The sequence below is a fragment of the Pandoraea sp. E26 genome (assembly GCF_000681415.1).
Lineage (GTDB): Bacteria > Pseudomonadota > Gammaproteobacteria > Burkholderiales > Burkholderiaceae > Pandoraea > Pandoraea pnomenusa.
Window position 1 is genome coordinate 131042 of sequence record NZ_AYXJ01000015.1, and the last position, 24202, is coordinate 155243.

Below are 24202 nucleotides of genomic sequence, written 5' to 3' on the forward strand. Positions count from 1 at the left end.
GCTATCTTTTCATGCTCGGTGACCTGACCGTGCGCGGGGCGTCAGGCCTGTTTGGCCAGCGCCTTCTCGATAAGCTTGTCGAGTTCCGCGTATTCCGGCTCGCCAACGTACTGCTTGAGCACCTTGCCGTCACGGTCCACCACGAAGGTCGTGGGCGTGAGCTGTACGTTCCCGTACTGCTTTGCCACGCTGCCGTCCGAGTCCATGGCGACCTTGAACGGCAACTGACGCGATTGCGCGTAATTCACCACATACATCGGCGGGTCGTAACTCATGGCCACCGCCACGAACTCCAGACCCCGGCCCTTGTACTTCTCGTACGTCTGCACCATCGTGGGCATTTCCTTCATGCAGGTCGTGCAGCTCGTCGCCCAGAAATTGACGAGGTAGACCTTGCCCTTGAGTTGCTCGGTGCCGAGCTTCTGGCCCGAGAGCAGCGTGAAGGTGGCGTCCGGGGCGCGCTTCTGACCGGCGAACGTGAAGTAGGCGGCAATCGCGACGACGGCGACGATCGCCACAGCGACGATCTTGCCAAGCGGAGACTTGCGGGAGGTCGAGGTGCTCATGACACAGCCGTTGGGATGAGGTTGTTCATTGGGTGACGTCGATTCTACTCTGATTCTCTGGGATCAATCTCGACGCGTAGCAGCGCCGGAATACCCATTTCCCCCGTGAAGGCGGGCTCGGCCGCGCGCGATGGCGTCGTCGAGGTAGGCGCCGTAGAAATCGGGCAGGCCAGCGCCGATCAAAGGCTCGGCAACGGGCCGTCCGTTCGTATCGAGGAACAAAACCGTCGGCGACACCTTGGCCCCGTGCGCGCGCGCCCAGGCAATACCGGTGGTGGTCGAGCCATCGAAGTCGCGCACCGCCGCCGTGCTGTCCATGCCGATCTCGCGCACTTCGTACTTGCCGCTGCGCACCAGCGGCGCGAGCTCACGTTGGCGGATGGGCCCGCAGTAGACGCAGTCGCGCAGCGACACCAGCACGATCAGCGGCACGTCGAGTGACTTGGCACGTTGTGCGTGTGCGGCGAAGTCCGTCGCCAGCGGCACAGCGGCGGACTCGCGCGCGGGCGCTTTGACGTCGCGCGAAAGGGGCGACGCGGGCGAAGCAGTCGAAGCAGTCGAAGCGGAAGACGACGAGACTGCGCGCGGAAACGTCACGCCGCCCAGCTGCGCCGATTCTCGCCCGGACGTGACCGAACGCAGGTCGTCGCCGGGAGTGGAGGCGGCGTTTGCCGCACCCGGGACACCGCCGAGCATCGACAGCACCGCGAGTGCCTTCGCCGCCAGGGTGACGGCCGGCATCAGACGCCCGGTGCGTGCGGCAAGGCCCGCACGGGCCGTATGGGCCTCATGGTCCTCATGGGCCGTATGGGTTGCATCGGCCGCACGTGGGGCGCGTGAGGCCGGAACGGCGTATCGAGGCCATGGCGTCCGCGTGGTCCCGGGGACGGGGCGAGCGGGAGCGAATGCGTTTTTCATGTCGCCGATGATACCGGGAACGGTGTGTATGCGTGAGCGCCTCAAGGCGCGATAGTGACGCGACATGACGGATAATGGCCGTTTCCCGGTCCTTCGAAAGTCTCCCGTCCATGAACCGTGTTGTCCGTGTCTGCGTGATGCTCGCCTCAGCGGTGGTACTCGCCGCCTGTTCCCCTCGCTACGACTGGCGTGAGGTGCACGACACGGACGGCGGCTATGCCGTGACGTATCCCGCCAAGCCGACGCAGGACGCCCGCGAAGTCAAATTCGCATCGGGTGCGTTGCCCATGCGCATGCAGGCCGCCCGTGTGGACGCCGCCTTGTTCGCCGTGGGCGTGGTGACATTGCCGTCCGACGACGCCACGTTGCGACAGACGGTGCTTGCCGAATTGCAGCAAGGATTGCTCGCTAACGTCAACGAAGCCGCGGCCAAACCGGCGCAGGTGATGGTGCGCCAGGCGGGCGACGCGCCGGCCGTGCCCGGACTGGCCGTCGCCGCGCAGGGCGTGGCAAGCGACAAGACACCGCGCTACGTCGCCGCCCGGTTTGTCGGGCGCGGCAATCACGTCTATCAGGTCGTGGTCCTCGCGACGAAAGCGCCCACACAGGACCAGGTCGACCAATTTCTCGACTCGTTCACTCTGGAGTGACGCCGTCCGGTCGCCGCCGTGTCGTCATGCGGTCAACTGGGGGCCTCTCGATATTGCACAGCTTCGGCGACGTGATGGGCATCGATGGCTTGGCATTGCGCAAGATCCGCGACGGTGCGCGCCACACGCAGCACGCGATGATAGGTGCGAGCCGACCAGTGGTGCTGCGCCACGGCCCGATGCAGGACCGCTTCGGCGTCGCGCGACAATGCGCATTGCATCTCCAGGGCCCGTCCGGACAGCGCGCAGTTCAATTGCCCCTGACGCGACAACTGCCACTCCCGCGCCTGCCTGACGCGCGATGCGACAACCTCACTCCGCTCGCCGTCGGCCTGGGCGGCGAACGTCTCGGCGCTCAGCGCCGGCACTTCCACGTGCAGGTCGATGCGATCGAGCAGCGGCCCTGAGAGCCGGTTGCGGTAGCGCGCCACCGCGTCGGCCGTGCAGCGACAGCGTCGCGACGGGTGCCCCAGATCGCCGCAGGGACACGGGTTCATTGCGGCGACCAACTGGAACGCGGCGGGGAACGTGGCATGTCCGCCGGCACGGGAGATGGTCACATGCCCCTGCTCGAGTGGTTCGCGCAGAACTTCGAGCACACGCCGCTGGAATTCGGGCAATTCGTCGAGAAAGAGCACCCCGCGATGGGCCAGGCTGATTTCGCCAGGGCGCGGCGTGCTGCCGCCGCCCACGAGTGCGGCAGCCGATGCCGTGTGATGCGGGGTGCGAACGGGGCGGCGTCCCCAGTGGCGCAAGTCGAACCCCTGCGCGCTGAGGCTCGCGAGCGTGGCGGATTCCACGGCATGTGCCTTGCTTAACGCGGGAAGCAGACCGGCGAGCCGCGTCGCCAGCATCGACTTGCCCGTGCCCGGCGGCCCATAGAAGAGAATGTGATGTCCGCCCGCGGCCGCCACTTCCAGTGCCCGTTTAGCCGGGGCCTGCCCCTTGATGTCCGACAGATCGGGCGCATCGGCCACCGGATCCGTGGGGATCGGCCGCTCGCCGGTGCAGGGCGACAACGCTGCGCCGTCCTGCCGCATCGACCCACCCGGCACGGTGGCACGCGGCAACGGCGTCGCAACGTCGGGTTCGGCAAGATGCGCACAGACATCGAGCAACGTGCGTGCGCCGAAGACGGTGGCGTCTTCGACCAGGGCCGCCTCCTGAGCGCTGTCCACGGGAAGCACCAGCGCGCGCGTCGACGCCTCGGCGGCGATGGCGCCCGCCATGGCGAGCCCCCCACGCACGCGGCGCAGCTCGCCCGTGAGCGACAATTCGCCCGCGAACTCGTGCGTCCGCAGTCCCGCCTCGGGCAACTGGCCACTGGCCGCGAGAATGCCGAGCGCAATCGGCAGGTCGAAACAACCGGATGCCTTCGGCAGGTCAGCGGGCGCCAGATTGACCGTGATGCGCCGCGTCGGAAATTCGAACCGGCTGTTCTGCAATGCCGAGCGTACCCGCTCCCGGCTTTCCTTGACTTCGGTGTCGGGCAGACCCACCAGCGACAGGCCAGGGAGCCCGTTCGCAAGATGGACTTCGACCGTCACCGGGCGCGCTGCCATGCCCGTAATCGCCCGGCTGCTCACGATGGCCAATGTCATGCCTTCCCCCCTTCGAACGTTGCGAAGCATCGCCTGAGCATCGATCGTCGGCCCGGAGCGCGGCGGGCGCAATGGCCGCACCGCGCAAATGTGGCCTGGGGGGCGGTTTTCGGAGAAGGGGTGCGGGGGTGTCGGAAGCGTCAGTGTCGAACCTAGGACGATTCCGACCGTCGAGGCGCAATTTCGGCGAATGTCCGGGGGGGCACCCGGCGGGAGCAGAGGCAGAGGCAGGGACGCGCAAACCGCTGGCCGACGCCTTGGCGCCGGGCCAGAAACGACAAGGGGCGCCGCAGCGCCCCGTTTCGGGTCGTCAGTCCTGCGCTTCGCCGCGCAGGCTTTCGAGTTCGGCCACGCGCTTCTCGAGCGCTTCGAGTTTCTCGCGCGTGCGCGCGAGCACCTGCGCCTGAACGTCGAACTCCTCCCGAGTCACCAGATCGAGACGGTTGAAGCCCTGATTGAGAAGGCTTTTGACGTTGCGCTCGATATCCTTCGCGGGCGATTGCCTGAGCAGGTCGCTCACCTTGGCTTGCATGTCTTGCAGGATCTCGTTCGGTTTCATAAGCCTTCCTCTCTCCATTTGTTCGCACCAACGTGGTGCCTGCACCGTCAGTGTGCTGCGTCGTGCCGGTCTGACCGGTGCAAGGTGGTGCATCGGAGACGGTCCATAACGCTGGCGCAACTCTAACACCGTTTATCGCGGCCAGCCAACGCAGCTGAGGCGTCCGATCGTTGCCCGGCAAGGGTTCGACACGATACCCCGCGCGGGGTTGCGGCAGGTGACGACATGGCCAAAGTGCGCTTCGCCGTGCGGACGGCACTGCAATTTTGCCCTTTTTTTATCCCGAAATTCGTATCTTGCGCGTCGCAGCAAACGCAGACGACGGATCTGGCACGGGAGTTGCTCTACCCAATCCGGAACCTGCCGCACGCTGTACCAAGACTTCAATACTCAACTTAGGGGAAAGTGATGAAAAAAGTGTCGACTGCGATGGCTGGCGTTGTGTTCTTCGGGGCGATGGCGGGATCCACGGGCGCTTTCGCGCAGGCAAGCGGCGACGCGTCCGCCGCCGGTGCGGCGCCGGCCGCCGCAGCTGCGGCTGAACCGTTCACCGTGACCGCCAACATCGGGTTGTTCTCGGACTACCGTTTCCGTGGCATCTCGCAAACGGCGAAGCGTCCGGCGGTCCAGGGCGGCTTCGACCTCGCGCATGAGTCCGGCCTCTACGCCGGCGTATGGGCATCGAACATCAGCTGGATTTCGGACGGAAATTCCGCGGTGAGCGCGCCCATCGAAATGGACTTCTACGGCGGCTGGAAGAAGGAAATCGTTCCGGACTGGACCATCGACTTCGGTGGCCTGCAGTACTACTACCCGGGCAGCTATCCGTCCGGCGCCTATTTCCCGCGTCCGCATACCTTCGAACTGTATGCCGCCGTGGGCTGGAAAACCATCACGCTGAAGTATTCGCACTCGCTGACCCGCCTGTTCGGCCTGGTGAGTCCGGACGGCCAGGACACGACCAACAGCGGCTACCTCGACCTGACGGGCACCTACGACATCGGCTTCTGGGGCTTGTCCGCCGTGGGTCACGTGGGTCACCAATGGGTGCACAACTTCAGTGCGGCAAGCTACACCGACTGGAAGATCGGCCTGCAGAAGGATCTTGGCAAGAACTTCACCGTGTCGGTCGCCTACATCGATACGAACGCAGACGAGAAGTACTACACGGCCGGGAACTCGGGCAAGGTACTCTCCAAGGCGACGGTCGTCGTAGGGTTGTCAAAGACATTCTAAGGAGCGACTCATCATGAAGCTGATTACCGCCATTGTGAAACCCTTCAAGCTCGACGAGGTGCGTGAAGCCCTCTCGAACATCGGTGTGGCAGGCATTACGGTGACCGAAGTCAAGGGCTTCGGTCGCCAAAAGGGGCACACCGAGTTGTATCGGGGTGCGGAATACGTCGTCGACTTCCTGCCGAAGGTGAAGATCGAGGCGGTCATCGGCGACGCGCTGCTCGATCAGGCGATCGACGCCATCGAGCAGGCGGCCCGCACCGGCAAGATCGGCGACGGCAAGATTTTTGTGTCGAACGTTGAGCATGTGGTCCGAATCCGTACGGGAGAGACCGGCGAAGACGCGCTGTAAAGGTCCTACATAAGAGACATCCATCATGAAAAAACTGTTTGCCAAACTCTTGCTCGCCGCCGCCTTCCTGGGCGTGACGGGTGCTGTCGGACTGGGTTCCGGCGCCGCATTCGCACAGGATGCGTCGGCTCCCGCCGCCGCCTCGGAAGCTGCCGCACCCGCGGCCGCCGCCGCGGCAGCACCTGCGGCATCCGCCGCCCCGGCAGCCCAGGCGGCCGCACCCGCGCCCGCCGCCGCAGCGACGCCCGTGCCGCCCAACAAGGGCGACACCGCGTGGCTGCTCACCTGCACCGCGCTCGTCATTCTCATGACGTTGCCTGGCCTGGGCCTGTTCTACGGCGGTCTCGTGCGCTCGAAGAACATGCTCTCGGTGCTGATGCAGTGCTTCATCATCTTCGCGTTGATCGTGGTGCTCTGGTCCATCTACGGATACAGCATTGCCTTTACCGAGGGCGGGGCGTTCTTCGGGGGCTTCGACCGCCTGTTCCTGAAGGGCATGACGCCGGATTCGGTGGCCGCGACCTTCAGCAAGGGCGTCAACGTGCCGGAGTACGCCTACATGGCCTTCCAGGCAGCGTTTGCCGCCATTACCTGCGCGCTGATCGTCGGCGCCTTCGCCGAGCGTGCCAAGTTCTCGGCCGTGCTGCTCTTCACCGTGATCTGGTTCACGTTCTCGTACCTGCCGATGGCGCACATGGTCTGGTTCTGGGCCGGTCCTGACGCGTACACCGATGCCGCCGCCGCGGACGCCGCCACGGCACACGCCGGCTGGCTGTTCCAGAAGGGCGCGCTCGATTACGCGGGCGGCACGGTGGTGCACATCAACGCGGCCATCGCGGGTCTGGTCGGCTCGTACATGGTCGGCAAGCGCGTGGGCTTCGGCAAGGAAGCCTTCAAGCCGCACTCGCTCACCATGACGATGATCGGCGCATCGCTGCTCTGGTTCGGCTGGTTCGGTTTCAACGCCGGGTCGGGTCTGGAAGCCAACGGCGGCGCGGCGCTCGCTTTCGTGAACACGCTGCTCGCCACGGCCGCCGCTACGCTGTCGTGGACGGCGGGTGAGTGGATCGGCAAGGGCAAGCCGTCGATGCTCGGCGGCGCCTCGGGTGCGGTGGCCGGCCTGGTGGCAGTGACTCCGGCGGCCGGCTTTGTCGGTCCGATGGGCTCGATCGTGCTCGGCCTGATTGCCGGTGTGGTCTGCCTGTGGGGCGTGAATGGCCTGAAGCGCCTGCTCAAGGCGGACGACGCGCTCGACGTGTTCGGCGTGCACGGCGTGGGCGGCATGCTCGGGGCGATTCTGACGGGCGTGTTCGCTGCGCCGTCGCTTGGCGGCACGGGTATCTACGACTACGTTGCCAACAAGGTCGCGCCGGACTATTCGATCGCCGGTCAGGTCTGGATTCAGTTCCAGGGCGTGGTGACCACGCTCGTGTGGTCGGGGGTGGTGGCGTTCATCGCCTTCAAGATCGCCGACATCGTGCTGGGACTGCGCGTGCCGGAGGACGAGGAGCGCGAGGGTCTGGATATCACGTCGCACGGCGAATCGGCCTATCACAACTGATCGCAGGCATTGCTGAGAGGCGTTTGGCTTTGACCCACGCGGGTTGAGCGAGAAGCGTCGCCGGTGTACCGGTCGGACAGCCGGTCCCGGCATTGTGCGGGCACCCCAGCGGGTGCCCGCTTTTTTTTCGATCCCGTTCGGCGCGACGCGGCGCCGTCGTGGCGGCGTGGCGTCGTGGCGTCGTGGCGTCGTGGCGGCGCGCAGGCGTGTCCCGCTTGTGATCCGCGGTTTTGCCCCCACCTTCGCTCATCGCGGCATTGCGCCACCCCACTCGATCGCACCACGCCCGGGCCTGACGGCAGGCGTCGCCTGGACCGCCGCCCGGCGCGGAGCCCCTTCCGGGGGCATGGCGAACGGCAAAGGGGCCGGGCGTATGCTCTACAATCGATATTCCATCTGGATATGAGAGAAGCATGGTTCCGCATCTCGTCACGGCCCTGAAAGGCCCCCTGCTCGACCTGGAAAAGAAGATCCTCGATGCGACGCCCGCCATCGAGCGCTGGTTCCGGCTCGAGTGGCAGGAACATACGCCGCCGTTCTATTGTTCGGTCGATCTGCGAAATGCCGGCTTCAAGCTTGCCCCCGTCGACACCAACCTCTTTCCGGGCGGCTTCAACAATCTCGCGCCGGAAGTGCTTCCCCTTGCCGTGCAGGCCGCCATGGCCGCCATCGAGAAGATCTGCCCCGACGCGAAGAATCTGCTCCTTATCCCCGAGCGGCACACGCGCAACTCGTTCTACCTGCAAAACATCGCGCGCCTGTCGACGATCATGCGTCATGCCGGACTGAACGTGCGGCTGGGCTCGCTCTCGGACGACATCAGCGAACCGACGACCATCGAGTTGCCCGACGGCCAGCACGTGGTGATCGAACCGCTCGAGCGCACGCCGCGCCGGCTGGGGCTCAAGAACTTCGATCCGTGCTCGATCCTGCTCAACAACGACCTGTCGGCGGGCATTCCGCCGATTCTGGAAGGCCTGCACGAGCAATACCTGTTGCCGCCGCTGCACGCGGGATGGGCCGTGCGCCGCAAGAGCCAGCACTTCTCTGCCTATGACGACATCGTCAAGAAGTTCGCCAAGATGATCGACGTCGACCAGTGGATGCTCAATCCGTACTTCGCGAAGTGCGAGGGCATCGACTTCGACGAACGCGTCGGGGAGGAGAAACTGGCGGACACCGTCGACGCGGTGCTCAAGAAGATCAACAAGAAGTATCGCGAGTACGGCATCACGGAGAAGCCGTTCGTCGTGATCAAGGCCGATGCCGGCACCTACGGCATGGGCGTGATGATGGTGCACGACGCCGCGGAGATCAAAAGCCTGAACCGGCGCGAACGCACCAAGATGAGCGTGGTCAAGGAAGGCCTCGAAGTGCACGACGTGATCGTGCAGGAGGGGGTGTACACGTTCGAGCGCATCAATGAGGCGGTAGCCGAACCGGTCGTATACATGATCGACCGGTACGTGGTGGGCGGGTTCTATCGCGTGCATACGGGACGCGGCACCGACGAGAATCTGAACGCCCCCGGCATGCACTTCGTTCCGCTGGCGTTCGAACACACCGCCTTGCCGGATGTCCACGCCAAGCCGGGCGCCGCGCCGCCCAACCGGTTCTACATGTACGGGGTGGTGGCGCGTCTGGCGCTCCTGGCCGCCTCCGTCGAACTCGAGCGCACGGACCCGGACCCGGAAACGTATTGACGACGAACGGTCAACGAATGAGAGACGAGTGAGCGAGTGACATCGACTCGCGCACTATCGGCCTCTGCGTCTGCTTGAGAAGATTCTGAATTCGTTATGAAGCCGAATCCGCGCGGCGGTGGCTTCGCGCGCGTCCGGTGCAGGTCGGCGCAAAGAAAAAGACGCCCGGCTGGCCCCCCGACTAGCCGGGCGTCACATTTACCGGCCGCCTCATGCAACGGCCGGAAATCGGGGCTTCCCTGAGCGAGTCCCCCCGCAAACTGGTTTTCCTGCGTTCCCCCTCGTCTGACGGATCGTGTACTTTTCCGGTCCGCCTTACGGTTCGTGTCAGCAGTAAGTGGATGATGCGACGGTTCGGCAAACCGGACATCCCCCGAATGGGGGATGGCGGTTCGTGACACAGCGGATTAAGAAATTTCCTTGGGACTGGCGGGGAGCTACATGGGAATGCATGGCGAGTTGCGGGCGTGCCTTCGTCAAATCCACCAATTGCCGGTGCCCACCCTCGGTTACCTGTCGCTATGGTTGGAGACCTTGCGCACCGGGCTGGCGGCCGACGGGGTGGTGGCGCTATGGTGTGAAGGGGGGGAGGTCGACGCGGCAGAAGATTCGACGTTTGCGCAGGCGAGCGGTGTCACCGAATGGTATGCCCCGCAGACTTCGCTTCTGGCGTGCGAGCAAATGGCGGTGAGCGGTGGGCCCGCCATGCCGGCCGCCGCCATATGGCCCCGCTCGCCCTCGCGCGACCGCCTGCTGCGCGCCCATGCGCGACGCGCCAGGGGCAAGGGTGCGGCGCAGGAGGCGATCTCGCTGCCTCGTCCCGCCGCGCTGGACCGCTGTTTGCCGGACGGCGACTTGCTCGACGTCTGTGTGCGGCCGGTCGCGGCGCCGCCAGCCGCGATGTTCGACGCGCCGTCTGCGAAGCCGATCGGCGCGCTCCGGCTGCTCGTCGGCCGCCATCGGTCGAAGCCGCGCTTCAACGCGCGGGACGTGACGACATTCGAGGCAGCGGCCTCTGAGTTCGCGGCGCCGCCCGGGCGTCCACTTTTCCCGCCGCTTCCGTCTTCTTCATCGCCCTCGTCGCCCTCGTCCGCTGCGACGCTCTCATCCTTCTCGGCCCTCCCGTTGCTTTCATCTGTCCCATCGCCCATGCCGGCTCCGCCGGCCATGCCGTCGACCTCGCGACCGGCGGCTTGGTGGGCCGTTGACGACGATGTCACGGGCACGCTCGTCTGGCATCGACACCAGCCAGAGTGGGCCGACCCGTCGGCGCTCGCCCTCATGCGCCGGGTTTGGCGGCCCGCGCCCGGCGGCGCATGGCCCGATGCCTGTGCCGTGGTGGACGTCTGCCGGTCGCTCGCGAATGCCCTGATGCTGCAACCGCCGATCGAGACCGGGGCGGGCCGCCAGGCGAGTCGTGCGGTGCTCGTTCCCGGAGGCACGCTGCATCTGCATGCCACGCATCTTTGCGGGATGGGAGGGCGCGCCACGGAGCGCGTGCGCATCGCGCTGCACCTTGCCGTGCCGCCGTCCATCCGATTGTTGCAACGCCTTCGTGCCACGGCGCTTACGCCAGTGCAACGCGAGATCGCGATGCGACTGCTCGCGGGCCAGTCCCGCGCGCAGACGCGCGAAGCCTGTGCGATCGGCGTGCAGACGCTCAAGACGCATCTGTCGCTCATGCGAGCGCGGCTGGATCCGGTGCGCGACGCGCCGCTGCTGGCGGGGTTGGGGCGGGCAGGGGCGGCATGCCGGTGCGAAGCGGCAAAATGACGGCTCGGCTAGAATAGTTGCCTGTCGCCGCTTGCCGCGGTGTTTGCATCCGAACCCCCTAAGACTCCCGCCGATCGATGCAGATTCTCTTTATCGCCGACCCGCTCGACCAGTTCAAGATCTACAAGGACACCACGTTCTCGATGATGCGCGAAGCCGCGCGTCGCGGGCACCGTATCTTCGCGTGCGAACCCCATGAGATGGCATGGCAGGGCGCCTCCGTCGACGCGCGCGTGCGCGAGATCCGCATGACGGGCGACGCGCAGGTCTGGTACGACGTGGTGGACACGCGCGTGGCCGCACTCACGGAGTTCGACGCCGTGCTCATGCGCAAGGATCCGCCGTTCGACATGGAATACATCAATTCCACGTGGCTGCTGGAGATCGCCGAGCGTGCGGGCGCGCGCGTGTTCAACAAGCCCGGCGCGATCCGCGATCATTCCGAAAAACTGGCCATTGCCGAGTTCGGGCAGTTCGTGGCGCCGACCCTGGTCACGCGCGACGCAGCGCGACTGCGGGCGTTCCACGCCGAGCACGGCGACGTGATCTACAAGCCGCTCGACGGCATGGGCGGCACGGGCGTGTTCCGCATCGGCCCGGACGGACGCAACCTGGGATCGGTTATCGAAATGCTCGGGGAAAACGGGGCGCGCTCGGTCATGGCGCAGCGCTTCATCCCGGACATCAAGCTGGGCGACAAGCGGGTGCTTGTCATCGGTGGCAAGGTCGTGCCGCATTCGCTCGCGCGTATCCCGCAAGGCAATGAAGTGCGCGGCAATCTCGCTGCGGGTGGACTGGGCGAAGCGCGCGACCTGTCCGCGCGCGACCGCGAGATCGCCGAGGCGCTCGCCCCGGTGCTCTGGCAGCGCGGCCTGCTGCTCGTGGGCCTGGACGTCATTGGCGATTACCTGACGGAAGTCAACGTCACGAGTCCGACGTGCTTCCAGGAAATCACCGACCAGACCGGTTTCGACGTGCCGAAGATGTTTATCGACGCGCTGGAACAGGCGGTCTGAAGCTCGACGGGAGCGTGCCAGGCATCGCTTGGGGTAGACGCTAAGACCATGAAAATTCGGGGTTTTTGCGCGCCTGCTAAAATAGGAATCCCAAAATCGACAGGCGCGCGTCCGTCGTTGTGTTTGTATCCCGAACACGCGCGGCGCATGGCGTGCCTAGCATCATGGCTGGAATTCTGATCATTGCCCATGCACCGCTCGCCTCCGCGCTGCGCGAGTGTGTTTCGCATATCTACGGGGGCTGCCCGTCGCGCATCGGCGCGATCGACGTCGTTCCCGACCAGGACACGGCGGCGCTCGTCGAAACGGCGCGCGAACGTCTGGTTGACCTGCACGAAGAGAATGGTGTGCTCGTGCTGACCGACTTGTTCGGCGCGACGCCGTCGAACGTGGCGGCGCAACTTGTCGGCCCCAAAGTGCGCGTGCTCGCCGGGGTGAACCTGTCGATGTTGATCAAGGCGGTGTGCTATCGCTCCGTGCCGCTCGACACGTTGGCGGAGAAGGTGCTTTCGGGCGGATCTAAAGGTATTCTGGAAGTCGGCGCGGGTGCGCCGGCCACACACACTACGTCACACTGAAACATGCTTCGACAAGAAACGACGATCGTAAATAAATTGGGCTTGCACGCCCGGGCATCCGCAAAGCTGACGCAACTGGCAGCGAAATTTCAGAGTGAGGTCTGGCTGACCCGGAACGGTCGGCGAATCAACGCAAAGAGCATCATGGGTGTCATGATGCTGGCGGCCGGGATCGGCTCGACGATCGAAGTCGAAACGGAAGGCGAGGACGAGCAGCAGGCCATGGACGAAATCCTGGCGCTCATCGCGAACAAGTTCGGCGAAGGGGAATAACACGCCATTGCGGCGATCGCGGTAAGTCACGGCGCTTTGCAGGCGCGCCGCCGCGCGCGGGGACATGGAAGCACACGTCGCCCCCGTTGCCGCCTACCGGGATACGGGCTCGATCCACGCGCAAAACACGCGCGAGACAGGCGCCGGATATGCCCCCAAAACGCCCCCGAAACGTAAAATAAACACAGAATACGGTCGTATCACCCGCCTCTGAACTGGGGAGACTTCCTTGTCTTTCACCCTGCACGGTATTCCCGTTTCCCGCGGCATCGCCATCGGGCGAGCGTATTTGCTCGCGCCCGCCACGCTCGATGTCCCGCATTATCTGCTCGATCCTTCGCAGATCGACGACGAAATTGCACGCTTTCACAGCGCGCAGGCGACGGTCCAGCACGAACTCGACACGCTCAAGGCCGAACTGCCCGACGACGCACCCGGCGAGATGGGCGCGTTCCTCGACGTTCACTCGCTGATTCTCAACGACACGCTGCTGGCCGACGCCGTCCTCAAGCTCATTCGTGAACGACGCTACAACGCGGAATGGGCGCTGACGACGCAACTCGAGGTCCTCGTCGCACGCTTCGAGGACATCGACGACGAGTACCTGCGCGAGCGCCGTGCCGACATCGAACAGGTGACGGAACGGGTGCTCAAGGCGCTCGCCGGCGCGCCCGGCATTCGACATGTGGTCGCCGAGACGCCGCGCGACGACATGATCGTCGTGGCCCGCGACATCGCGCCGGCCGACATGCTGCAATTCAAGTCGCAGACCTTCAAGGGCTTTGTCACGGACCTGGGCGGCAAGACGTCGCACACGGCCATCGTCGCCCGCAGTCTGGGCATTCCGGCGGCCGTTGGCGTGGCGCAGGCCAGTCTGCTCGTCAAGCAGGACGACGTGATCATCATCGATGGTGACAACGGCGTCGTCATCGTCGATCCGGCCCCGATCGTGCTCGAAGAGTACAGCTACCGACAGAGCGAACGCGCACTGGAAGAGCGTCGCCTGCAACGGTTGAAGCACTCCCCCGCCCAGACCATCGACGGCACGCCCATTGCCTTGCTGGCCAACATCGAATTGCCCGAAGATGCCAAGACGGCGGTCGAGGCGGGCGCCGTCGGTGTGGGACTGTTCCGCACGGAGTTCCTCTTCATGAACGAGGAGGAAGCGCCGGAGGAGGAAGCGCAGTTCGAAGCGTACAAGCGCGCCGTGGAAGCGATGCATGGGTTGCCGCTCACGATCCGCACCATCGACGTCGGGGCCGACAAACCGCTCGACAGTCACGAGACATACGAGACCGCACCGAACCCGGCGCTTGGCCTGCGGGCCATCCGCTGGAGCCTGTCGGAGCCACGCATGTTCCTCACGCAACTGCGGGCGATCCTGCGGGCCTCGGCATTCGGCAAGGTGCAGATTCTGTTCCCGATGCTCGCGCATGCGCAGGAAATCGATCAAACGCTCGAACTCGTGCGCGAGGCCAAGTCGCAGCTCGACGCCGCCGGCCTGCTCTATGACCCCGGCGTGAAGCTCGGCGCGATGATCGAGGTGCCCGCGGCGGCACTGACCGTGCCGATGTTCCTGAAACGGCTCGATTTCCTGTCCATCGGCACGAACGACCTGATCCAATACACGCTCGCAATCGACCGCGCGGACAACGCCGTGGCGCATCTGTACGACCCGCTGCATCCAGCCGTGCTGCGCCTGATTGCCATGACGATTCGCGAGGCGCACGCATTCGGCGTGCCGGTGGCGGTTTGCGGCGAAATGGCGGGCGATCCGACGGCAACGCGCTTGCTGCTGGGAATGGGATTGCGGGAGTTCTCCATGCATCCGAGCCAGTTGCTTCAGGTCAAGCAGGAGATCCTTCGGGCGCACCTGCCGGATCTGGAACGGCCCGTGCAGGAAATGCTGGCCGCCACCGAACCCGAGGAAATGCAGGCCGCGTTGGCGCGGCTGGCTATCGCCTGACAACGGCGGCCCTGCGTCGAGCGTCGACGGACGCATGAAAAAAGCGGACCCCGGTAAATGGGTGTCCGCTTTTTTTGCGTTCAGTCTCGCGTTTTGGCGTCGGTCCGACACGTGGGCGCCGGGGGCCTTCAGTGACGCTGCGCGCAGACCTTGCATTCCGGATTGCGCGCGCAGTGCATGGTGTGCCAGCTCATCCTGCGTCCGTCGAGCATCTGGAGGCGACCGACCAGTGGCGTGCCGATGCCCGTGATGATCTTGATCGCTTCGGCGGCCTGCATGCTGCCGATGATGCCCACGAGCGGCGCGAGTACGCCCATGGTGGCGCACGCCTGCTCCGGGAACGGCTCGTCAGCCGGAAAGATGCACTCGTAGCAGGGCGATGCGTCATTGCGGACGTCGAATACGCTGATCTGGCCGTCGAAGCGCAACGCGGCGCCCGAAACCAGCGGCACCCCTGCCGCCACGCAGGCGCGGTTCACCGCATGGCGCGTGGCGAAGTTGTCCGAGCCGTCAAGGACGACGCTGGCCTCGCGGGCCAGCGCCGTGAGCCGCGCTTCGTCAACGCGTTCGTTGACCACATCGACCACGACCCCCGGATTGATCCGAGCGATACGTTCGCGCCCGGAAATCACTTTGGGACGCCCTACACTCTGCGTGTCGTGAAGGATCTGGCGCTGCAGGTTGGTGAGATCGACCTCGTCGTCGTCGATCAAGGTGATGCGTCCGACGCCCGATGCCGCCAGATACAGTGCGGCCGGCGAGCCGAGACCGCCGGCGCCCACGATCACGGCGTGGGCGGCGAGCAAGCGCTCCTGCCCCTCGATACCGAGCTCGTCGAGCAGAATATGGCGGGAGTAGCGCAGCAACTGATCGTCGTTCATTGCAAAACGGGGATACGGAAAAGGAATAAAAAAACCGTGCCGGCTTTCGCTGGCACGGTTTGTAGTGTAAGGCCGAAGCTTACTTCTTGTCCGACGGCTTGGCCGGTGCGGCCGCAGCCGGCTTCGCATCGTTCCTGGCGCCGGCGGCGGAAGGCTTCGAGGCGTCGTTCGGCATCGGACCGGCGTTGGCTTCCAGGCGCGACTTCGTGCGCTGGACCGGCTCGCCCTTGAGCTGGTGGACGGCCTGCTGGAGCATGAAGTCGTCCGGGCTGCCCAGATCCGGCAGGCGCTGCTCGCGTTCCTTCTTGCGCTCTTCCGGCGTCTTCTTCGCGTTCTCTTCCTCGAGGCGGCGGAGCTCTTCGAGGCGACGGGCCTCGCGGGCGTCGATTTCCTTCTGCTCGTCAGGCGTTTGCGTGTTGTGCAGATGGTTCTGGTAATCGATTTCGCGCGTGACCAGCACGTCGTCCGGATCGCCCTTCGGATTCTGGTCGACCGGCACGTCCGGCTTGATGCCGATGGATTGGATCGAGCGACCGCTCGGCGTGTAGTAGTACGCCGTGGTCAGGCGCAGCGCCGTATCCGGCGAGAGCTGCTGCACCGTTTGCACCGAACCCTTGCCGAACGTCGTCTTGCCCATGATGAGCGCGCGCTTCGAATCCTGCAGCGCGCCGGCCACGATTTCCGAGGCCGAGGCGGAGTAGGCGTTCACCAGCACGACCATCGGTACCGTCTTCCAGATCGCGGCTTCACCCTTGAGCGGATCGTCCGGGCTGGCCGACAGGCGGTAGTTGTCGAACGTTGCCGTGTACTTCTGCTTGGCGTCTTCGATCTGACCGTTGGTCGTCACGACCGTGGCGCCTTCCTTCAGGAATGCAGCGGAAACGCCCACTGCGGACTGGAGAATACCGCCACCGTTGTTACGCAGGTCCAGGATGAGGCCCTTGACCGGTTGATCCTTGGCCAGCTCCTGGAGCTTCTTGGCCAGATCCGGCACGGTGCGTTCCTGGAAGCTCGTGATACGCACGTAGGCGATGCCCGAGTCGAGCATCTTGCCCTTTATGCTCTGCACCCGGATTTCGGCGCGAACGATCGTCACGGGGAAGGTGCGCTCTTCCGACTTGCGGAAGATCGTCAGCGTGACCTTGCTGCCGGGGGCGCCGCGCATGCGCTTGACCGCCTGGTCGAGCGTCATGCCGCGCACGGGCTTGTCGTCGATACGGGTGATGAGGTCGCCAGGCTTGAGACCAGCCTTGAACGCCGGGCTGTCCTCGATCGGCGAGATGACCTTCACGAGTCCGTCTTCCTGGGAGATCTCGATGCCCAGGCCCGCGAAGCGGCCGCGGGTCTGTTCCTGCAGTTCCTTGTACTCGTCCTTGTCGAGGTACGACGAGTGCGGGTCGAGGCTCGACACCATGCCCTTGATGGCCGCGGTCAGCAGCTTCTTGTCGTCGACCGGCTGCACGTACTCGCGCTTGATGCGGCCGAACACTTCGGCCAGCAGACGAAGCTGCTCGAGCGGCAGCGGCGTGGTAGCGCTTTGGGCGGAGGCCTGCGAGAACGCGAGGGTGGCCGCCGCACCGGTCGCGAGGCCCAGCACGATCAGGCCGATGTGTTTGAGGGTTTGGCGCATATAGGCGTGGAAATTCCGGGATTTTCGGGGCGCTAGCCAATGGGCGCGCGCGCTTTGGCGAAGTATAACCGTTTGCCCGCAGGCGGGACATTGCCCATTCGACAGGGACTTTTCCGGAGTGGTTCTACGAAAAGTGCCGTTTAAATCGCGCTCGGGACGGTTTTTTTGCCGGATGCCCCCTGGCGGGGGGGGACTTTTGCAGGCAAATCACGCGCCGGATGGGCGGGCATACGTGAGATGGGGTACGCAAAAGACGCCGGGCGTCGATTACCGCGTATTACCGGGCCCGGGGTGGGAGGGCGTTGCACGCCGCAAGGGTGCGACGTGCGACCCGAGGTCTCGGCGCCCGGCCGGATGGACCGGCGGGGTTCCGAGGCGCGAAAGCCTTACTTCGATTTGCCTTGTGCGGCCACGGCGGCCAGCGCGCCGGCGATCTTCTCCTGATCGCCCAGGTAGTAATGGCGGATCGGCTTGAGTTCGGCGTCGAGTTCATACACGAGCGGCGTGCCGTTCGGAATGTTCAGGCCAGCGATGTCGTCATCGGAGATGTTGTCGAGGTGCTTGATGAGGGCGCGAAGCGAATTGCCGTGTGCGGCGATGAGCACCTGCTTGCCGGCGCGCACCGTCGGCGCGATCGATTCGTTCCACAACGGCAGCACACGCGCCACCGTGTCCTTGAGGCACTCGGTCAGCGGAATTTCCTCGGGCTTGAGCTTCGCGTAGCGCGGATCGTTGAACGAGCTGCGCTCGTCGTCGGTGCTCAGCGGCGGCGGCGGGGTGTCGTAGCTGCGGCGCCAGACGTGCACCTGTTCGTCACCGTACTTGGCGGCGGTTTCGGCCTTGTTCAGGCCGGCGAGCGCGCCGTAGTGGCGCTCGTTCAGTCGCCAGCTGTGCACCACGGGGATCCACATGAGGTCCATGGCGTCCTGCACGTGCCAGAGGGTGCGGATCGCACGCTTGAGCACCGACGTGTAGGCGAGGTCGAACTTGAATCCCGCTTGCGCGAGCAACTCGCCGGCCTGGGCGGCTTCGGCAACGCCCTTCTCCGTGAGGTCGACGTCGACCCAGCCGGTGAAGCGATTTTCCTTGTTCCACGTCGATTCGCCGTGGCGGATGAGAACGAGCTTGTACATGAGCAGACTTCAAACAGAGTTGGAAAGCGGGGGCAGCCAAAGGGGGCGTCCGGTCGCTGCTGCCTCGCGCAGCCGCGCCCGGCAAGGGTTTGCGGCTGTCGTCGAGGGACGTCGGGGAGGGCGGCGAACAGGCCGCCGGCGTCCGGCGCAGCGATCGGCAACGAGACCCGTCGGCGCAATCACGGAATATTTTATAATGATCGGATTCTTTTGACCTTTTTCAGGTGGTTTGTGAAGTTCTTTGCCGATTACACCAACCTCGCGCTGATCGCCATCGCGCTCGTCTCCGGCGGCATGCTCGCATGGCCGGTCTTCAAGCGCGGCGGTCGCGGTCTGTCGACCACGGAAGCGACCCAGCTCATTAACCGCAAGGGCGCCGTGGTGCTCGACGTGCGAACCGGCGAGGAATTCGCCGCGGGCCACCTGCCGTCGGCGCGCAACGTGCCGCTCGACGACGTGGAACAAAAGGTCGCACAGGTCATCAAGAACAAGGCGGCGCCGGTGCTTATCGTGTGCAAGAGCGGCCAACGCTCGGCGCGCGCCCAGACGCTGCTTCGCAATCTTGGCTATGCTGAGGCGTTCAGCCTCCAGGGTGGCATTGCCGCCTGGCAGGAAGCCGGCCTGCCGGTCGTGAAGTAATCGAGGAGTTGCAAGTCATGCCGAAGATCGTGATGTACAGCACGCAAGTGTGTCCCTACTGCCAGATGGCGGAACGTCTGCTGCGCCAGCGTGGCGTCCAGGAAATCGAGAAGATCCTGATCGACAAGGAACCCGCCCGCCGCGAGGAAATGATGACGCGCACGGGGCGCCGCACCGTGCCGCAAATCTACATCGACGAACGCCACATTGGCGGTTACGACGATCTTTCGGCGCTGGATCGTGCCGGCGGCCTGGTGCCGCTCTTGCAAGCGGCCTGATACCGCCCGCAAAATAGTCGTTCGGCCGCGTGTCTGCGCGGCCGTCTCATACCCAAGGAAACGAACAAATGTCCGACCAGAATCAGCCGTTTTTCAGCATCCAGCGCGCTTACCTGAAAGATCTGTCGCTCGAGCAGCCGAATTCGCCCGCGATTTTCCTCGAGCAGGAGATGCCGACCGTCGAAGTGCAACTGGATGTCGCGGCGGAGCGTCTGAACGAGCACGTCTTCGAAGTGGCGGTGATCGCCACCGTGACGGCCAAGATCCAGGACAAGGTCGCGTTCCTGGTCGAAGGCAAGCAAGCCGGCATTTTCGAAATCCGCAACGTGCCGGTCGAGCAACTCGACCCGCTTATCGGCATCGCCTGCCCGACGATCGTCTACCCGTACCTGCGCGCGAACGTGGCCGACGCCATCAGCCGAGCCGGTTTCCAGCCGATCCATCTGGCCGAAGTGAACTTCCAGGCGCTGTACGAGCAACGTCTGGCCCAACTGGCCGAGCAGCAGGCGGCCAACGGCGAGACGCCGGCCCCGGGTATCGTGATGCCCGACGGCTCGTCCGCCCAGACCCACTAAGCGCTCGCGCTCCGTCGACGCGTCGGTCCGTCTGCCTCGGACCCGCGCGTCGGGGTCCATCTCATGAAGATTGCCGTATTCGGTGCGGGTGCCTGGGGCACCGCAATGGCGAGTCACATGGCGGCACGCCATGACGTTGTCCTGTGGGCGCGCGACGCGGCGCTGCTCCGGCAACTCGCCAGCGCCCACGAGAATTCCACTTATCTCCCCGGTTGTCCGCTGTCCCCACGCCTGCGATTCGAAGCCGATTTCGCGACGGCGCTGGCCCATGGTACGGGCGAGCGTGCGCTATGCGTGGCCGCTGTCCCGGTGGCCGGCCTGCGCGCGCTGGCGGGGCATATGGCACAGGCCGCCGACGCGCCGAAGCATCTGATCTGGCTGTGCAAGGGCTTCGAGGCCGATTCCGGACTGTTGCCGCACCAGATCGTGGCCGAGGTATTCCCCAAGGTCGCGGGTGGAGCGCTGTCGGGGCCGAGTTTCGCCCGAGAAGTCGCACAGGGCCTTCCGGCGGCGCTGACGATCGCGAGTGCGGTGCCGTCACTCTGCGAACTGACGATCGCCGCGTGTCATTTCGGCGCATTGCGCATCTATTCGAGCGACGACGTGGTCGGCGTGGAAGTGGGCGGCGCCGTCAAGAACGTACTGGCGATCGCCACGGGCGTGAGTGATGGGCTAGGCCTCGGCCTGAACGCGCGCGCCGCCTTGGTCACGCGAGGACTGGCCGAGATGACGCGTCTGGGCGTCGCGCTGGGCGGCAAACCCGAGACGTTCATGGGGCTGGCCGGCATGGGCGATTTGATTCTGACGGCGACCGGCGATCTGTCGCGCAACCGTACCGTGGGACTGCAACTCGCGTCGGGCAAATCGCTCGACGAGGTGCTGGCATCGCTCGGCCATGTGGCGGAAGGCGTACGATGTGCACGTGCGGTGCGCGATCTGGCGCATGCCCACGGCGTTCAGATGCCGATTACCGAAGCCGTGTGCGCGACGTTGTTCGATGGTTTGCCCGCCCGTGCCGCGGTGGAGGCGTTGTTGCGGCGCGACGCCCGCGCCGAGCGCGAGGACGACAGTCACTCAGGCTGACGTTTTCCGCGCCGAATCGCAAGGTTCGCCGGCGGTCCCCATGGATTGTCGGCACTTTGCTTCCCCGGCGACGGCATCCCGTCGCCGACACTCGCTGCAAGGGAGTCCCGCCCATGTCGCAAGTTGTCCATCTTCACGCTTCTCAAGGCGATATCACGCAATCTCCGGTCGACGCTATCGTGAATGCAGCGAACGAATCGCTGCTGGGCGGTGGCGGCGTCGACGGCGCCATTCGCCGTGCTGCCGGACCGGAGCTCGTCGACGCCTGTCGCAAGCTGCATGGCTGTCCGACAGGCCAGGCCAAGCTCACACCGGGATTTCACCTGAAGGCCAGGTACGTGATTCATGCAGTCGGCCCGATCTGGCATGGCGGCGCCAACGACGAGCCCGCGCTGCTCGCGAGTTGCTACCGCGAGAGCCTGCGCCTGGCGTCGGAACACGGATGTCGCAGTGTGGCGTTTCCCGCGATCAGTTGCGGCGTCTTCGGCTACCCCGCCGAGTTGGCGGTGCCTTTGGCGGTATTTACGGTGCGCGACGCGGTGGCACATTTCCCGACGATCCAACACGTGGAGTTCGTTTGCTTCGACAAGGCGATGCTCGCGCTTTATCGGAAGGAACTCGCCAGTCAGGACCCGCCCGCGTAGCCTTGCTGACGCCAGGCTTCGAAGACGACCACGGCCACCGTATTCGACAGGTTGAGGCTGCGATTGCCGGGGCGCATCGGCAGGCGCACGCGCTGCGCGGTCGCAAACGTGTCGAGTAACGCCGGGGCGAGGCCGCGGGTTTCCGAACCAAAAATGAACCAGTCGCCCGGCGCGAACGACAGTTCGCCGAAAGGGCGCGAGCCGCGGGTCGTGAGCGCGAACATGCGCGAGGGGTCGGGGGTTTCGGCGGCCAGAAACGCAGCCCAGTCCTTGTGCACCTTCATTTGCGCATACTCGTGATAGTCCAGGCCTGCGCGGCGCATGCGCGCATCGTCGAGCGGGAAGCCCAGCGGCTCGATCAGATGCAGCCGGGCGCCGGTGTTGGCGCACAGGCGGATCACATTCCCGGTGTTGGGCGGAATTTCGGGGCAGACGAGAACGACGTTGAACATGGTCTTGGGGGCAGGGTTATCGGGAAGGCGGCGTACGCAAGGCGACCGCGGCGAGCACATGCGTGGCACCCGCCAGTTTGAGCGCGGCTGCGGCCGCATCGCAAGTGGCGCCGGTCGTCATTACATCGTCGACCAGCACGACGCGACGTCCGCGAACGAGTGCGCTTGCCGTGAAGGCGTTGCGCAGGTTGCGTTGCCGCGCGTCACGCGTAAGTCGGCGCTGTGCGGTGGTCGTTCGTTCGCGATGCAGCGCACGGGCGCTGGCCGGCAGGCGCGCGCGCCGGGCGGCGACACGTGCGAGCTCCCACGCCTGATTGAAGCCGCGCGCCGCCAGCCGCGACGGTGCCAGCGGCACCGGCACCACCAGCGGAGCCTCGTCCCCAGCCTGCTCGAGAAGGGCGTCGCCGAGACGTTGTCCGAACTCGCGGGCGAACGGCAGGGCGCCATGGTATTTCAGACGAATCATTAGCGTGTCGAGTGGCGCCACGTAGTCCGCGAGGGTGATCGTCGCGTCGAAGGCCGGCCGGTACCGGAGGCATTGTCCGCAGATGACGTTTGGCATGGTGCGACAAATTGTCGCATGTGCGGGCGCGTCGGCGTCCGGATGGGGGTCGCGTGCCGTCGGCAGCGCGACGGCACATCGGGCGCAGCGTCGCGGCGGATCGCTGCGGTGGACGTCGAAGACGTTCGCGCAATCCGCGCAGAGCTGTCGCGCGGCGCGGCGATGGCAGAACGCGCAGTGATCGGGCAGTGCCAAGTGCAGCAGTGTCCCGGCAAACCCGGCAAGCGTCGATAGGGTGGCGCGAACGATGGTCACGGCGATAGCGGGAGTCAGTGGTGTGGCTGGTGTGGCTGGTGTGGCTGGTGTGGCTGGTGTGGCTGGTGTGGCGCGGCGGGGCGCTGTGCGGGAATTGCCGATCGACGCCGGTCGACGGAAGGCCGGACTTCGCCGTGGGCGAGCTTGCACAGGCGCCCACGCCCCGTGGCCGGGTGTGTTCGGCACGACGGGGCGCGGCGGTGCCCAATGCGCTCGGGCAGCAGCGAGTATACTGCCGACTCGCCTTTTCGCCTGTCCCATGAAGCCTTCTGCCGCCCCCCAAAATCCGTCTTCCGCGTTCAGCGCACGCTTCCTGCGCACCGCGTTCGATCGCCGTGCACCGAACTGGTCGGACGCCGATTTCCTCATGCGGGAGGTGGCGTCTCGACTCGCGAGCCGGCTTGACTACATCAAGCTCAACCCCGGGCGCGTGCTCGATGCCGGCTGCGGCACGGGCGGCGATCTGCTGGGTTTCGGCGAGCGCTATCCGGACGCCTATCGCGTGGGACTCGATGCTTCCTTCGCCATGGCGCGATCGGCCGCCGCAGCCGGTGCGGCGACAGGATGGCGGCGTTTGCTGCGCAGCGCGCCTCCGTACGGCGTGGTGCAGGCCGACTTTTCCGCATTGCCGTTCGCGGCGCGCTCGTTCGATCTGGTCTGGTCGAATCTGGCGCTGCACTGGTATCGCGAGCCGCATCGCGTCATTCCGGAATGGCACCGAGTGCTGAGTACCGACGGCTTGCTGATGTTCTCGGCCTACGGTCCCGATACGTTGCGCGAGCTGCGTGCCGCGTGGGCGGAGGTCGACGATCTGCCGCACGCGCTCGAACCGACGGACATGCACGATCTTGGCGACATGATGGTCGCCAGCGGCTTCGATACGCCGGTCACCGACATGGAGCGCCTCACGCTTACATTCGAGTCGCCGGACACGCTGTTGCGCGACGTGCGGCTGCTGGGGGTGAACCCCCGGCCGGAGCGCCGCACGGGCCTTACCGGACGCGGTCGTCTGGCCGCGTTGCGTGCGGCCCTGGATCGCCAGCGTGGCGCCGACGGCACGATCGCGCTGACGTTCGAACTCGTCTATGGTCACGCCTGGAAGATTCCGGAAAAGACGGACGCGGCGGGCAATGCCGTGGTTCGCATTCAGGATATCGGACGCGGCGGCCGACCGCGCTGAACGCGTTTGCGTTCACAACGTTTCCCCCACCAGGTTTCCCCCTTCCATCAAGTTTTCTGCCCGGCGGTGCCGGGCCGGCTAGTTCACCGCATCCTGCGTCCTACACGACCATGCAGGTGGCCGGCGCGCGTCTCGTTC

Annotated in this window: 25 protein-coding genes; 16 read left to right on the forward strand and 9 right to left on the reverse strand. The window is 65.4% G+C overall.

What is annotated here, in order from left to right:
* Positions 1 to 41: 41 nt before the first annotated feature.
* Entirely contained in the window at positions 42 to 566 is a 525-nt protein-coding gene (locus tag W930_RS0111470) for a TlpA disulfide reductase family protein (RefSeq protein WP_023597837.1), read from the reverse strand.
* A gap of 63 nt (positions 567 to 629) precedes the next feature.
* Entirely contained in the window at positions 630 to 1307 is a 678-nt protein-coding gene (locus W930_RS27105) for a hypothetical protein (RefSeq protein ID WP_023872947.1), read from the reverse strand.
* Positions 1308 to 1594: 287 nt separating this feature from the next.
* On the opposite strand from W930_RS27105, the gene W930_RS27110 reads away from it, so the two are divergent.
* On the forward strand, positions 1595 to 2134 hold the full coding sequence (locus W930_RS27110; protein ID WP_023597835.1) for a hypothetical protein: 540 nt from the start codon (positions 1595 to 1597) through the stop codon (positions 2132 to 2134).
* 32 nt (positions 2135 to 2166) lie between these two features.
* Here the strand turns inward: W930_RS27110 and W930_RS0111485 are convergent, their stop codons facing one another.
* The gene (locus W930_RS0111485; protein ID WP_023872949.1) at positions 2167 to 3735 is read right to left on the reverse strand and encodes a YifB family Mg chelatase-like AAA ATPase; all 1569 of its coding nucleotides are present in this window, start codon (positions 3733 to 3735) and stop codon (positions 2167 to 2169) included.
* Positions 3736 to 4045: 310 nt separating this feature from the next.
* A complete protein-coding gene (locus W930_RS0111490) occupies positions 4046 to 4294 on the reverse strand; it encodes an accessory factor UbiK family protein (RefSeq protein WP_024788671.1) in 249 nt (82 codons plus the stop codon).
* Positions 4295 to 4702: 408 nt separating this feature from the next.
* Between W930_RS0111490 and W930_RS0111495 the strand changes: the two genes are divergently transcribed.
* From W930_RS0111495 to ptsP, 9 genes are all read left to right on the forward strand, one after another.
* A complete protein-coding gene (locus W930_RS0111495) occupies positions 4703 to 5530 on the forward strand; it encodes a TorF family putative porin (protein WP_023872951.1) in 828 nt (275 codons plus the stop codon).
* A gap of 13 nt (positions 5531 to 5543) precedes the next feature.
* Positions 5544 to 5882, forward strand: a complete 339-nt coding sequence (locus tag W930_RS0111500) for a P-II family nitrogen regulator (protein ID WP_010804740.1) — start codon at positions 5544 to 5546, stop codon at positions 5880 to 5882.
* Between the two features lie 25 nt (positions 5883 to 5907).
* Positions 5908 to 7443: an ammonium transporter gene (amt, locus tag W930_RS0111505; protein ID WP_023597831.1), complete on the forward strand. Its 1536-nt coding sequence runs from the start codon at positions 5908 to 5910 to the stop codon at positions 7441 to 7443.
* A 413-nt stretch (positions 7444 to 7856) separates the two neighbouring features.
* A complete protein-coding gene (gene gshA / locus W930_RS0111510) occupies positions 7857 to 9146 on the forward strand; it encodes a glutamate--cysteine ligase (RefSeq protein ID WP_023597830.1) in 1290 nt (429 codons plus the stop codon).
* Positions 9147 to 9587: 441 nt separating this feature from the next.
* Positions 9588 to 10919: a hypothetical protein gene (locus tag W930_RS0111515; RefSeq protein ID WP_145929419.1), complete on the forward strand. Its 1332-nt coding sequence runs from the start codon at positions 9588 to 9590 to the stop codon at positions 10917 to 10919.
* Between the two features lie 77 nt (positions 10920 to 10996).
* Positions 10997 to 11935 carry a glutathione synthase gene (gene gshB / locus W930_RS0111520; protein ID WP_023872953.1) on the forward strand — a complete coding sequence of 313 codons (939 nt, stop codon included), beginning with the start codon at positions 10997 to 10999 and terminating at the stop codon, positions 11933 to 11935.
* A gap of 164 nt (positions 11936 to 12099) precedes the next feature.
* Positions 12100 to 12513: a PTS sugar transporter subunit IIA gene (locus tag W930_RS0111525; protein ID WP_023597827.1), complete on the forward strand. Its 414-nt coding sequence runs from the start codon at positions 12100 to 12102 to the stop codon at positions 12511 to 12513.
* A gap of 3 nt (positions 12514 to 12516) precedes the next feature.
* Complete coding sequence (locus W930_RS0111530) at positions 12517 to 12786, forward strand: HPr family phosphocarrier protein (RefSeq protein ID WP_023597826.1); 270 nt, start codon at positions 12517 to 12519, stop codon at positions 12784 to 12786.
* A gap of 229 nt (positions 12787 to 13015) precedes the next feature.
* Positions 13016 to 14752: a phosphoenolpyruvate--protein phosphotransferase gene (gene ptsP / locus W930_RS0111535; protein ID WP_023597825.1), complete on the forward strand. Its 1737-nt coding sequence runs from the start codon at positions 13016 to 13018 to the stop codon at positions 14750 to 14752.
* A gap of 128 nt (positions 14753 to 14880) precedes the next feature.
* Here ptsP and W930_RS0111540 read toward each other — a convergent pair whose 3' ends face one another.
* From W930_RS0111540 to gpmA, 3 genes are all read right to left on the reverse strand, one after another.
* Positions 14881 to 15633 carry a molybdopterin-synthase adenylyltransferase MoeB gene (locus W930_RS0111540; protein ID WP_023597824.1) on the reverse strand — a complete coding sequence of 251 codons (753 nt, stop codon included), beginning with the start codon at positions 15631 to 15633 and terminating at the stop codon, positions 14881 to 14883.
* A gap of 79 nt (positions 15634 to 15712) precedes the next feature.
* Positions 15713 to 17263: a S41 family peptidase gene (locus W930_RS0111545; RefSeq protein ID WP_023597823.1), complete on the reverse strand. Its 1551-nt coding sequence runs from the start codon at positions 17261 to 17263 to the stop codon at positions 15713 to 15715.
* A 386-nt stretch (positions 17264 to 17649) separates the two neighbouring features.
* A complete protein-coding gene (gene gpmA / locus W930_RS0111550; protein WP_023597822.1) occupies positions 17650 to 18396 on the reverse strand; it encodes a 2,3-diphosphoglycerate-dependent phosphoglycerate mutase in 747 nt (248 codons plus the stop codon).
* 231 nt (positions 18397 to 18627) lie between these two features.
* On the opposite strand from gpmA, the gene W930_RS0111555 reads away from it, so the two are divergent.
* From W930_RS0111555 to W930_RS0111575, 5 genes are all read left to right on the forward strand, one after another.
* Positions 18628 to 19035, forward strand: coding sequence for a rhodanese-like domain-containing protein (locus W930_RS0111555; RefSeq protein ID WP_023872955.1), 408 nt, complete (start codon positions 18628 to 18630; stop codon positions 19033 to 19035).
* A 17-nt stretch (positions 19036 to 19052) separates the two neighbouring features.
* Positions 19053 to 19313: a glutaredoxin 3 gene (grxC, locus tag W930_RS0111560; protein ID WP_023597820.1), complete on the forward strand. Its 261-nt coding sequence runs from the start codon at positions 19053 to 19055 to the stop codon at positions 19311 to 19313.
* Positions 19314 to 19381: 68 nt separating this feature from the next.
* Positions 19382 to 19888 (forward strand): protein-export chaperone SecB, encoded by a 507-nt coding sequence (secB, locus tag W930_RS0111565; protein WP_023597819.1) that lies wholly within the window; start codon positions 19382 to 19384, stop codon positions 19886 to 19888.
* A gap of 63 nt (positions 19889 to 19951) precedes the next feature.
* A complete protein-coding gene (locus W930_RS0111570) occupies positions 19952 to 20971 on the forward strand; it encodes an NAD(P)H-dependent glycerol-3-phosphate dehydrogenase (RefSeq protein ID WP_023597818.1) in 1020 nt (339 codons plus the stop codon).
* Positions 20972 to 21084: 113 nt separating this feature from the next.
* Positions 21085 to 21615 carry an O-acetyl-ADP-ribose deacetylase gene (locus W930_RS0111575; protein WP_023597817.1) on the forward strand — a complete coding sequence of 177 codons (531 nt, stop codon included), beginning with the start codon at positions 21085 to 21087 and terminating at the stop codon, positions 21613 to 21615.
* On the opposite strand, the gene trmL is transcribed toward W930_RS0111575, so the two are convergent.
* The gene (gene trmL, locus W930_RS0111580; RefSeq protein ID WP_023597816.1) at positions 21597 to 22067 is read right to left on the reverse strand and encodes a tRNA (uridine(34)/cytosine(34)/5-carboxymethylaminomethyluridine(34)-2'-O)-methyltransferase TrmL; all 471 of its coding nucleotides are present in this window, start codon (positions 22065 to 22067) and stop codon (positions 21597 to 21599) included. The genes W930_RS0111575 and trmL overlap by 19 nt on opposite strands.
* Positions 22068 to 22083: 16 nt before the next feature.
* On the reverse strand, positions 22084 to 22629 hold the full coding sequence (locus W930_RS30090; RefSeq protein WP_145929420.1) for a ComF family protein: 546 nt from the start codon (positions 22627 to 22629) through the stop codon (positions 22084 to 22086).
* 514 nt (positions 22630 to 23143) lie between these two features.
* On the opposite strand from W930_RS30090, the gene W930_RS0111590 reads away from it, so the two are divergent.
* Entirely contained in the window at positions 23144 to 24064 is a 921-nt protein-coding gene (locus W930_RS0111590; protein ID WP_023872957.1) for a methyltransferase domain-containing protein, read from the forward strand.
* Positions 24065 to 24202 lie beyond the last annotated feature (138 nt).